The following is an 11,003-nucleotide window of genomic DNA, read 5'->3' as shown; positions in this document are numbered from 1 at the left end:
TGGCGTTGTCAAATTGAAAGATGCTCCGAATCAGCACCGGAACTGAAATTACTTTGATAGGAAAGATTACATGGCATCTTGACAATTAGTGTTTAATGAACGAATAGTGCCGATAGTTGGGCTTAAGTGGGGAACAAGAGTCGCTCGATTTAGCAGTGGAATTAGCCCTACAATCGGCGTAGGGCTAATTCATGAATTAGCCCTACAATCGGCTTTGTCAAATGGAAAGATGCTCCGAATCAGCACCGGAGCATTGCATCTTTCCTCTTCTGATCTGACAACGCCATCATCTAAGGACTAATATGAATTTGACTGAGAATATAACGCAAGCGATCATAATCATCCTTAAGTAAAACACTTAACTGTCTGCCCACATTCACTAACCATTGTCGATCGGCTTGACGCAATTGGTACATCTGACGGATAGAAGCAGCTGCCAAAGCTTCCACGGGAGTATTCTTGACCTGTAATAAAATTCGTAAAAAGTCTAATTGTTCACTAAAATAAACCACTTCTAACGACTCACATTGATAAACTGCCTGATGAATTTGTGGAGGCCGGGGAGGAATATATTGATAGATATAACCTCGCCCGGCACCATTGCCATTAAATTGTCCAGGCAGGGTTTCAAAACCGACAATAGTTGCCCGAAATTCCGTTTTTAACATAGCGAAAATCTGCGGCTGTTGTTCCCGCAATTCAGCCAAAGATAACCCCAAAGCTCTAGCGCGATGTACCGAATCGATGGGTGCAGTGGTGGCAAAGGTGACAATCCCAAAAATCTTATTACCCGTTTCTTCATCGTAGGCTTTTACCCAACTACCAAAAGCGGGCATAAAAGGAAAGTTTAACTCCTCTGGTTCCAAACATTGCGCTAAAAACTCGGTCGTCGTCGTCTCGATAACTTCGGCGATATGATCGGGATGGCGGTTATCCGTGGCCAATTGCGGTAAGGGTGGACGCATGGTTATTTTTTGCCTTTAGCCGGGGCAATAATTACTTCTTCTAATTCCGAGAGATTAAAGGTAACTAACTTATCCCAGTTGCCCCCCTCAAAAAGAACGGCCACTTTCCCATCGCTTAAACGCTGGGCTAAACCTTCAAATTTATAGTAGGTATCATCGGGATTGGTGACTCGAACGGTACTACCTGGCAAAATCATAGGATTGACGACGAAATTATAATTACTGTCTCTTAGCTTATCAAAAATTAGTGATCAGGGAGTCGTGACTTACCCCTACCTTCTGTTATCCGTCTTAGGCAATACGTCCCTGTTCTCTACCCGATCAGGCGATCGCAATTCGTTCTTCAGGCGACAATTGTTGTACTGCTTAAATAAGCTGTTCTAAAGTTAAGGGAATGGTTCTCATCGATTTTGCTTTATTTATAATTTGCTCTATTCAACCCTCAACCCCAGCCACAGGCGAGCGCACTAACTCGTAGAGTGAGCTTTTCGATAGCGTAACGCACCAATTTAATAATAAAGTTAGTGCGTGGGGTGCGGATTGTTAATTTGAGTTTTTTATCAGAAATTATCGCCGTCTAACACACCCTACAAGATCGGCGTACTGCTAGGCAGTGCCTTCGGCATCGCACTCAATAAGTCATTGGGGGGACAAATTTAATATTTTTCCTTGGGTTGACTCTAAAATTGAATCTCGGATAAAAGAACTAGCATTAGTAATCTCTAGGCCAATTAATTCTCCTAAATCATTAAGTTCAGCCGTAATATTTGGATTAATTTCTACACTGTTAGCTTCTGGTTCATCAGAAATAGTTAAATGAAGAATGTCTTCTTGTTCAAAGTATCTCATTTTAGGTTTGCTCATGGATAGTATATCTCCCAGTTGTTAGGCGAAATCGAATTTGTTGGCGTGTTGTCCCATGAATGGTGACAGGAGTTATAAAATTATCATCGTATTCATAAGGAATAATTACTAAACTATTATCATGCTTGCCTACGGCAATAAGACGACCCGTTTCAGTATCGTAGTACCTTTCTCCAGAGTATTTGAGAATCTCTTCTATTTTGGCAAGTTCAAATCCTCTCAGTTTGGCTCGATATTGTAAGTAATCCGACCAGATAATATTCGGCATTATGAGCAGACTTTGCTAATTATCTGTTATCTATTTTAATCTAAATTCTCCTTCCCAAACCCCCAACACCGTAACCAACCGAAACCATAACCTTAAGGGTGGTGCGTTCCCGAATATCAAATCATGTCGCAGTCGCAAAGGTTTCAGGGAACGCACCCTACCAGATCGGCGATCGCACTTGATTGAGGTAATCAGATAAAAGTTTAAGCAGCATGATTTAATATTTGTTCTAATTCTTGACGCAAAGCAAGGTAATGACGATAATCGTTTGCCCATTCTATAAAGATTATATAGTGTTTCTGATTCACAAGAGGTACATTCCCGATCCTGAACAGCTTAATCAGCAAAGGTTTAAGTGTGCCGCACAGATGCGAGAACCGCTATATCATCTGACAATATTCCCTGATTGTATTCGTTATAAAAATCTTCGGAATCCATTTTATGTTGGTTTTCATAGACGCTAAGCCGCTTGGCAACGGCAATCAAAGCATCTAAAGAAGATGTATATTGAATGGTCTGTTTACGCATTTTTCTTTGACTCCAAAATAATGATATTTTGATTATAAACGATCGCGCTCAAACAAAAACATCAATCGTAGTGGACTGTTTCAGCTAAAATAGGGCAATAGATTTCGGCTTAAAGTCTTAGATTATAGAATTTATAGCATTTTTCTAATACACCAAATTAGCTGAAACAGTCCAGTAGGGTGGATTAGCCAAAGCGTAACGCACCAATTTGATGATAAGGTTGGTGCGTGGGGCGCGGATTATTAATTTTAGTTTTTCATCAGAAATTATCGCCGCAAACACGCACCCTACCAGATCTATACTCAACGGATTTAGTGTAATAGGTTCCAATCCCAGTTATCTGTGTTACCATTCGGGGTAAATTCAAGCGATCTCCAGACACCTATGATCAAGGTTCTCCTGTTGAATGCCTCCTAAGAACCGCTAAATATTACCAGTTGGCGGCGCGCGATCGTTTTATTGTTGAAAGGAAAAGCTGAATCCCTAGAACATAACGGAAAAGTGGTTTGTCGTGACTTACCCTTGCCTTCTGTTATCCGTCTTAGGCAATACGTCCGTGTTCCCTACAAGGAAATTCCTTTAACCCGTCGTAATATTCTCGAACGAGATCATCACACCTGTCAATACTGTCTCTACCGAGGTGAACAATTAACCATCGATCATGTGATTCCCCGTTCTCGCGGGGGGGGTGATACCTGGGAAAATTTAGTGGCGGCTTGTGTGCGTTGTAATGTGCATAAGGGCAATCGTACACCAAAAGAGGCCAATATGTCCCTGCACGCCCAACCTCGTCGTCCCTACAGCAGTCTCCACTTTGAGCTATTAAAGCACACCAGGGGGAATCACAATCACGAATGGCGTAAATATGTCATCGGTATTTAGGGTGAAAAAGGCATGGTGAAACCAAGACCAAAATTGATTCCCATGCCATTATTATTAGTCTGGGTGCGAGGATTGGCAACTCCCGTGCCTAGATAAACCGAACAACCAGGACAGGGGGAATTGACTCGGTAGCGCACCGCCATGGGATCATTGGGATCGGTGATAGTTACTCCCTGATGGTTTAAATCTTTAATTAGATTGGTGACGGGTTTGAAAAAATCGGCGCTGGGGGGTTGACTTGGTTGCAGTTCTAGGGTTTGTTCTTGGGAAGCAAGAACGATTTCCGAAGCGATAATTAGCAGCACAGAGGTAGTTAAGCCAAATAAACCCAGATTATTTTTGATCTTCATCTTTTTTATCACCGAGAGATTGTTAATTTCTTCTGGTGATAATTCTAGCGTTTCCTCACCGGAAAGGAACCTTAATCAGTAAAAAAATTTACTAATTTCTACCATACTTATAATAAGCGGCACAAGCACCTTCACTAGAAACCATACAAGTACCGATGGGATGTTCGGGAGTACAAGCAGTACCAAATACTTTACATTCCCAGGGTTTTAAAACACCTTTAAGAATTTCGCCACACTGACAAGCTTTGTGATCTTTAACACGCTGATTGGGTAGGGTAAATTTTTTCTCCGCATCAAAATTACTGTACTCATCTCGCAGTTTTAACCCTCCTTGAGCAATTTCTCCTAAACCTCGCCATTCAAACTGATCTCGCAGTTCAAAAACTTGCTTGATTGCCGATAAAGCGACTCTATTTCCTTGATTTTGTACCACTCGATCGTACTGATTTTCGATCTCACATCTCTGCTCATCTAATTGTTTTAATACCATCCAAATTGATTGGAGAATATCCAAGGGTTCAAACCCAGAAACTACCACAGGTTTATGATATTCTTGGGCAATAACTTGATAGGGTTCTGTGCCAATTACCATGCTAACATGACCGGGACCAACAAAACCGTCTAACTGTAAATCTGGGTTATCTAACAAGGCTTTCAGAGCGGGAATAATCACCACATGATTAGAAAATAAACTAAAATTAGTGACACCATCTCTTTGCGCTTCTAAAACAGTTAAAGCGGTACTAGGAACGGTTGTTTCAAACCCTAATGCTAAAAATATTACTTCTTTATCGAGATTTTCTCTGGCAATTTTTAAGGCATCGCGAGGAGAATAAACCATGCGAATATCATCACCTTTTGCTCGTGCTTGCAGCAGACTCAAATGGGAACCGGGGACACGCATAGTATCGCCAAAAGTTGTCAGAATTACGTTCGGTTGTTGTGCGAGAAAAATGGCATCATCTAAACGACCTCGCGGCATCACACAAACGGGACATCCAGGACCATGAATTAATTCGATAGTTTCCGGAAGTATTGCCTCGATACCGTATCTAAAAATTGAGTGGGTATGACCTCCACAAACCTCCATAATTTTAGTAACTTTTTCCCGCTTTTCAGAGATTCTTATCGATAATTGTTCAATTTGTTGAATTAATCCTGCCGCTTTAACTGGATCACGAAATTCATCAACGTATTTCATAGTTTATATCCTTTAATTATCATTTTTAGCTGTCGGTAGTCAGTAATAATTGCCGTAATTTACATTTCTTAGAGATAGACAACAGCATTAATTTATGGGTGACTACTTTAAGAACATTAATTATGATTAAATTCTGCCTCTAATTCTGCTAATTGTGTTAATAAATTTAAGGTTTCTTGCGCCTCATCTTCATCGATTCGATTCATGGCAAAACCCACATGAACTAATACCCAATCCCCTACACAAGTATTAGCAGGATGGTCTTCATCAACAATACAAGTAATATTTACTTCTCTTTTTACACCCCCCACATCGACGAGAGCGAGATGATGGTTTTCATCAATAATTGCCGTAATTTGTCCCGGTATGCCTAAACACATAGTTTTTACCTTAAAAAATCTAGTTTTTGCTAATTATGCGCTGATTTTTGGGCTAGAGGTTGCAGTAATATCAACCGAGAATCAGGTCATACTTCATCCCTGTGAGAAACGCTATACAGTCAAAGGTTATCCTTTTTACTTGGTCTTAGCTGCCATTCTGGACCATTGCCCTCAAGAACAGCTTTTTTTCCCGTATCTTTTTTAAGATTTCCCCCGTCCCGCACCGTGGACGCTATCCCAGCAGGGGTAAAACTTTTGTATTAGGGACTACATCAATGATAAGAAATTATTCAATCAATCGATCGGGTGACATTCTAGGCTATGATTTCCCTGACTATAGTTATTTCTCTACATTAAGGAAAATCTACGATGACAACCTTTCCCATCGATTTGAGCGCCTATAAACCCATCAGTCTCGACCCCAGTAACCCCACCCTCACCGACGACCAAAGAAGCGCCCTAAAAGCCAATATCCAACTTTGTCGCGATGCTATCATCTTTTTTACTGCCACGGGTGCGGCCCGGGGTGTGGGTGGTCACACCGGCGGCCCCTACGATACCGTCCCGGAAGTGGTGATTCTCGATGCTCTTTTCCGCAGTCAACCTAGTCAATTTGTACCAATCTTCTTCGATGAAGCGGGACACCGCGTCGGTACTCAATATCTCATGTCTGCGTTAGAAGGTTCTTTACCTGCAGAACAATTAATGCACTACCGCGAGGCCAATTCTAAACTCCCCGGACACCCGGAATTAGGATTAACCCCAGGCGTCAAATTTAGTTCTGGCCGTTTAGGACATATGTGGCCCTACGTTAACGGTGTCGCTTTAGCTAACCCCGGAAAAACCGTTTTTTGTTTAGGTTCCGATGGTTCTCAACAGGAAGGCAATGACGCAGAAGCTGCCCGTTTAGCCGTAGCTCAACACATCAATGTTAAGCTAATTATTGATGATAATGATGTGACGATTGCCGGTAATCCTTCCAAATATTTACCCGGTTATGATGTGGCTAAAACTCTCACCGGCCATGGACTAAAAGTGTTAGTGGGAGATGGGGAAGATATCGATAGTTTGTATCGCAATATATGTGAAGCAATTAATACTCCTGGCCCGATTGCGATTATTAATAAACGTCCCATGTGTCCTGGAATTGAAGGTTTAGAAGGTTCTAACCACGGTCATGATGTGATTTCTGTCCCCTTGGCTTTGAAATATTTAGAGGCAAAAGGACACAGTGCCGCCGTGGAATATCTCAACAGTATTAAGAAGCCTTCTAATGACTATAAATTCCTCGGTTCTGGGGATAAATGGGGTTCTAACCGCAACGTTTTCGGCGAAGCAGTAGTCAGTCTTTTAGGCAAAATGAGCGAGGAAGAACGCAAGGCTAAGGTATTAGTAGTAGATAGCGATTTAGAGGGTTCCTGCGGTCTGAAAATTATCCACGATAAACATCCCGAAGTGTTTATTCCTTCCGGTATTATGGAACGGGGCAATCTTTCGGCGGCTGCTGGTTTTGGGATGGAAAAAGGTAAACAGGGAATTTTCGCCACCTTTGCCGCTTTTCTAGAAATGTGTATTTCTGAAATCACCATGGCCCGCTTGAATTATTCTAATCTTTTATGTCATTTTTCCCATTCCGGTATCGATGATATGGCGGATAATACCTGTCACTTTGGTTTGAATAATTTCTTTGCCGATAATGGACTGGATGACGGTTACGAAACCCGTCTTTATTTCCCGGCCGATGCGGCACAAATGACCGCTTGTGTCGAGGCAACTTTCCATCAACCCGGTTTACGTTTTATCTTCTCGACTCGTTCTAAAACTCCCAATATTCTTGATACTAACGGCCATAATTTCTTTGGCGATGGTTACACCTTTGTCCCCGGAAAAGATGAAGTAATTCGGGAAGGCACTGCCGGTTATATCATCAGCTTTGGCGATGGTTTATACCGCGCTTTAGATGCAGTGGAACGCTTAAAACAAGAAGGGATCGACGTGGGTTTAATTAATAAACCGACTCTCAATGGGGTGGATGAAGAAATTATCGCTAAAGTTGGTAGTTCTCCCTTTGTTTTAGTGGTAGAAGCATTTAACCGTCGCACGGGTTTAGGTAGCCGTTATGGTTCTTGGTTACTCGAACGCGGTTTAACTCCTAAATACGCCTATATCGGTACTCACCACGAAGGTTGTGGCGGTTTATGGGAACAGTTCCCCCACCAAGGTATTGACCCAGTTGGTATCATCAGTAAAGTTAAATCTTTAATCGCTTAGATAGTATTTTAGGGGGGAATTAATCAGTTATCAGTTATCAGTAATCAGTTATCAGTGAACATCTTTAATAATTAAGTAGGTAGGTGTTAAAAATTATTAGACACCCCCCTTATCAAGGGGGGCAGGGGGGATCCCCCCGCCTATCAGCACCCCCCTTATCAAGGGGGGCAGGGGGGATCGAACCTAAAATTCATTTTTAATTTAATTATAACCAGCTACTTAAGATTTTAGCTTGGTTGAGAATCCGAGCATTTGTACTAAAATTTCCAAGACGCAGTTTAAATCCCTGACAGCTTATAAACTTTAGCGGCTTAAATCGCACCATTGAGGGGAAATCCCCCTGAACTAGGTACGGTAAGCCCCTAGAAGCCAACAAACCGGTCAATCTAGAATAGTCTCAAGGGTATAAAAGTAATCTCTTATAGAAAATGCAGCCAACCAATCCACAACAATTTACGGAAAAAGCTTGGGAGGCAATCGTCAAAACGCCGGACATTGCCAAACAGAACAGCCAGCAACAAATCGAAAGCGAACATCTAATGAAAGCCCTTCTTGAACAGGAGGGATTAGCGGGCAGTGTCTTTAGTAAAGCTAATATTAGTCTAGCCCGTTTGCGGGATCGCACCGATGACTTTATCCGTCGTCAACCGAAAATCTCTAACCCCGGCGACTCGATTTATTTAGGTCGTAGTTTAGATAGTTTACTCGATCGAGCGGAAAATTATCGTCGAGAATTTGGAGATGACTTTATCTCGATCGAGCATTTAATTTTAGGTTACGCTAAAGATGATCGCTTCGGTAAAAATATTTTTCAAGAATTCGGACTTACGGAAAACAAACTCAAAGAAATTATTCAACAAGTCAGAGGTAGTCAAAAAGTGACCGATCAGAATCCAGAAGGCAAATACGAGGCCCTAGAAAAATACGGACGGGATCTCACCCAATTGGCACGGGAAGGTAAATTAGACCCCGTAATTGGACGGGATGACGAAATCCGTCGCACCATTCAGATCCTCTCGCGTCGGACTAAAAATAACCCAGTTTTAATCGGGGAACCGGGAGTAGGAAAAACAGCCATTGTCGAAGGATTAGCCCAGCGGATTATTAACCGCGATGTGCCAGAATCTCTGTTAGATCGGACTCTCATTTCTCTCGATTTAGGTGGCTTAATTGCGGGAGCAAAATATCGCGGAGAATTTGAGGAAAGATTAAAAGCTGTCCTCAAGGAAGTCACCGATTCCCAAGGCAATATCATCATGTTTATTGACGAAATTCACACCGTTGTCGGTGCGGGAGCCACTCAAGGGGCAATGGATGCGGGCAATTTATTAAAACCAATGTTAGCCCGGGGTGAATTGCGTTGTATCGGGGCCACTACCCTCGATGAATACCGCAAATATATCGAAAAAGATGCGGCGTTAGAAAGACGCTTCCAAGAGGTTTTAGTAGATGAACCAAATGTGGTCGATACTATTTCAATTCTTCGCGGTCTTAAAGAACGTTATGAGGTGCATCATGGGGTAAAAATTGCCGATAATGCTTTAGTAGCGGCGGCACTGCTTTCTAATCGTTATATTAGCGATCGCTTTTTGCCCGATAAGGCCATTGATTTAGTTGATGAAGCGGCGGCCAAATTGAAGATGGAAATCACCTCTAAACCGGAAGAACTCGATGAAATTGATCGCAAAATTCTCCAGTTAGAAATGGAAAAACTTTCCCTACAACGGGAATACGATCCAGCTTCGCGAGAACGGTTAGAAAAGTTAGAAAAAGAACTGGCTAACCTCAAGGAAGAACAATCGGGATTAAATGCCCAATGGCAAGGGGAAAAAGAGATTATCGATAAAGTTCGTGGGGTTAAAGAAGCGATCGAACAAGTTAATCTGGAAATTCAACAGGCCGAACGCGATTATGATTATAATCGGGCTGCGGAATTAAAGTTCGGAAAATTAACCGATCTGCAGCGGCAAATGTCCGCCCTAGAAACTCAATTGGCCGACAAACAAACCACCGGTAAAAGTTTATTAAGGGAAGAAGTTCTCGAATCGGATATCGCCGAAATTATCTCGAAATGGACGGGAATTCCTCTCAATAAATTAATCGAATCGGAAAAAGAAAAACTCCTCAATCTGGAAGACGAATTACACGAAAGTGTCATCGGTCAAGAGGAAGCGGTCACAGCCGTGGCCGAAGCGATTCAACGTTCCCGCGCCGGTTTATCGGATCCCAACCGTCCCACGGCCAGCTTTATTTTCCTCGGTCCGACGGGTGTTGGTAAGACAGAATTGGCGAAAGCTTTAGCGCGCAATCTCTTTGACACGGAAGAGGCTCTAGTTCGCATCGATATGTCGGAATACATGGAAAAACACAGCGTTTCCCGTCTCATGGGTGCGCCTCCGGGATACGTCGGCTACGATGAAGGAGGACAATTAACCGAGGCAATCCGGCGTCGTCCCTACTCTGTCATCCTCTTTGATGAGATTGAAAAAGCCCATCCCGACGTTTTTAACGTTATGTTACAAATCCTTGACGATGGGCGCTTAACCGACTCTCAAGGTCATCTGGTTGATTTCAAAAATACCATCATTATTATGACCAGTAATATCGGTTCTCAATACATTTTAGACGTGGCTGGTGATGAGTCTCGTTACGAGGAAATGCAGGCGCGGGTGATGGAAGCAATGCGGAATAGTTTCCGTCCCGAATTCCTCAATCGTATCGATGAAACGATCATTTTCCATAGTTTACAAAAAGCGCAACTGCGATCGATTGTCAAACTACAGACAGCCAATCTCAGCGATCGCTTGATGGAACAAAAATTAGCCCTGAAACTTGCCGATATTGCCCTCGATTATCTAGCAGAAATTGGTCACGATCCAGTGTACGGTGCGCGACCCTTAAAACGGGCAGTACAAAGATATGTGGAAACTCCGATCGCTAAGGCAATTCTGCGCGGCGAATTCAAAGGGGGAGACACGATTTTTGTCGATGTGGCCGATGAAAGATTGACCTTTAAACGGTTAGCTTCCCAGGTAGTAACCGCTTAATTAGCAAGGGTGGGCAATGCTCACCCTTTGATTATTTCGGGTTTACCGAAAAAGTTTTTCGTGCAGTCAGGAGTCGGTCGCCGGTCGTCAATACCACATTCGGTTATACTTCATCTTGATCAGAAAGGCCGTATCAGTTATCAGTTCACTGATCACTGAAAAAAAGCTTCCCACTCTCCTATAAACTAGCTAATCAAATAGTTGCTAATTCCTGAACATCGAAATCTGATTGCAACAGTTGAATGAG

Annotated in this window: 11 protein-coding genes; 3 read left to right on the top strand and 8 right to left on the bottom strand. The window is 42.6% G+C overall.

All coding sequences use genetic code 11. From position 1 onward, the window contains the following. Window positions 1-290 precede the first annotated feature (290 nt). The 5 genes from PX482_RS23585 to PX482_RS28195 all read right to left on the bottom strand — a co-directional run bounded on the left by PX482_RS23585 (window position 291) and on the right by PX482_RS28195 (window position 2,625). Window positions 291-965, bottom strand: a complete 675-nt coding sequence (locus PX482_RS23585; RefSeq protein WP_002759297.1) for an HAS-barrel domain-containing protein — start codon at window positions 963-965, stop codon at window positions 291-293. Window positions 966-967: 2 nt separating this feature from the next. Beyond that, window positions 968-1,162 carry an NAD(P)H dehydrogenase subunit NdhS gene (locus PX482_RS23580; RefSeq protein ID WP_002759298.1) on the bottom strand — a complete coding sequence of 65 codons (195 nt, stop codon included), beginning with the start codon at window positions 1,160-1,162 and terminating at the stop codon, window positions 968-970. A 442-nt stretch (window positions 1,163-1,604) separates the two neighbouring features. Further along, window positions 1,605-1,814, bottom strand: coding sequence for a DUF2283 domain-containing protein (locus PX482_RS23575; RefSeq protein ID WP_223211798.1), 210 nt, complete (start codon window positions 1,812-1,814; stop codon window positions 1,605-1,607). A 1-nt stretch (window position 1,815) separates the two neighbouring features. Further along, entirely contained in the window at window positions 1,816-2,097 is a 282-nt protein-coding gene (locus PX482_RS23570) for a hypothetical protein (protein WP_002759299.1), read from the bottom strand. A gap of 351 nt (window positions 2,098-2,448) precedes the next feature. Continuing rightward, window positions 2,449-2,625, bottom strand: a complete 177-nt coding sequence (locus tag PX482_RS28195; protein WP_002759300.1) for a hypothetical protein — start codon at window positions 2,623-2,625, stop codon at window positions 2,449-2,451. 429 nt (window positions 2,626-3,054) lie between these two features. On the opposite strand from PX482_RS28195, the gene PX482_RS23560 reads away from it, so the two are divergent. Beyond that, window positions 3,055-3,507: an HNH endonuclease gene (locus PX482_RS23560; protein ID WP_288123105.1), complete on the top strand. Its 453-nt coding sequence runs from the start codon at window positions 3,055-3,057 to the stop codon at window positions 3,505-3,507. On the opposite strand, the gene PX482_RS23555 is transcribed toward PX482_RS23560, so the two are convergent. From PX482_RS23555 to PX482_RS23545, 3 genes are all read right to left on the bottom strand, one after another. Continuing rightward, on the bottom strand, window positions 3,504-3,857 hold the full coding sequence (locus PX482_RS23555; protein WP_002759302.1) for a hypothetical protein: 354 nt from the start codon (window positions 3,855-3,857) through the stop codon (window positions 3,504-3,506). The two genes, PX482_RS23560 and PX482_RS23555, sit on opposite strands and share 4 nt — an antisense overlap. A gap of 91 nt (window positions 3,858-3,948) precedes the next feature. Continuing rightward, window positions 3,949-5,058 (bottom strand): hydrogenase formation protein HypD, encoded by a 1,110-nt coding sequence (hypD, locus tag PX482_RS23550; RefSeq protein WP_002759303.1) that lies wholly within the window; start codon window positions 5,056-5,058, stop codon window positions 3,949-3,951. Between the two features lie 116 nt (window positions 5,059-5,174). Further along, complete coding sequence (locus PX482_RS23545) at window positions 5,175-5,438, bottom strand: HypC/HybG/HupF family hydrogenase formation chaperone (RefSeq protein WP_002759304.1); 264 nt, start codon at window positions 5,436-5,438, stop codon at window positions 5,175-5,177. 369 nt (window positions 5,439-5,807) lie between these two features. Between PX482_RS23545 and PX482_RS23540 the strand changes: the two genes are divergently transcribed. Then, entirely contained in the window at window positions 5,808-7,709 is a 1,902-nt protein-coding gene (locus PX482_RS23540; protein ID WP_002759305.1) for a thiamine pyrophosphate-binding protein, read from the top strand. A gap of 428 nt (window positions 7,710-8,137) precedes the next feature. Beyond that, window positions 8,138-10,756 carry an ATP-dependent chaperone ClpB gene (gene clpB / locus PX482_RS23535; RefSeq protein WP_288058365.1) on the top strand — a complete coding sequence of 873 codons (2,619 nt, stop codon included), beginning with the start codon at window positions 8,138-8,140 and terminating at the stop codon, window positions 10,754-10,756. The last annotated feature ends 247 nt before the right edge of the window (window positions 10,757-11,003 follow it).

Origin of the sequence: Microcystis sp. M53602_WE12 (assembly GCF_030065455.1) — a bacterium.
GTDB classification, from domain to species: Bacteria; Cyanobacteriota; Cyanobacteriia; order Cyanobacteriales; family Microcystaceae; genus Microcystis; species Microcystis aeruginosa.
The sequence above is the reverse complement of the archived record's forward strand: the minus strand, read 5'-3'. Positions and strand labels throughout refer to the sequence as shown.

What these genes read in the sequence shown, in the direction of transcription:
- PX482_RS23585 (WP_002759297.1), bottom strand. Translation starts at nt 965, where the DNA reads ATGCGTCCACCCTTACCGCAATTGGCCACGGATAACCGCCATCCCGAT.
- PX482_RS23570 (WP_002759299.1), bottom strand. Translation starts at nt 2,097, where the DNA reads ATGCCGAATATTATCTGGTCGGATTACTTACAATATCGAGCCAAACTG.
- PX482_RS23580 (WP_002759298.1), bottom strand. Translation starts at nt 1,162, where the DNA reads ATGATTTTGCCAGGTAGTACCGTTCGAGTCACCAATCCCGATGATACC.
- PX482_RS23555 (WP_002759302.1), bottom strand. Translation starts at nt 3,857, where the DNA reads ATGAAGATCAAAAATAATCTGGGTTTATTTGGCTTAACTACCTCTGTG.
- PX482_RS23545 (WP_002759304.1), bottom strand. Translation starts at nt 5,438, where the DNA reads ATGTGTTTAGGCATACCGGGACAAATTACGGCAATTATTGATGAAAAC.
- clpB (WP_288058365.1), top strand. Translation starts at nt 8,138, where the DNA reads ATGCAGCCAACCAATCCACAACAATTTACGGAAAAAGCTTGGGAGGCA.
- hypD (WP_002759303.1), bottom strand. Translation starts at nt 5,058, where the DNA reads ATGAAATACGTTGATGAATTTCGTGATCCAGTTAAAGCGGCAGGATTA.
- PX482_RS23540 (WP_002759305.1), top strand. Translation starts at nt 5,808, where the DNA reads ATGACAACCTTTCCCATCGATTTGAGCGCCTATAAACCCATCAGTCTC.
- PX482_RS28195 (WP_002759300.1), bottom strand. Translation starts at nt 2,625, where the DNA reads ATGCGTAAACAGACCATTCAATATACATCTTCTTTAGATGCTTTGATT.
- PX482_RS23575 (WP_223211798.1), bottom strand. Translation starts at nt 1,814, where the DNA reads ATGAGATACTTTGAACAAGAAGACATTCTTCATTTAACTATTTCTGAT.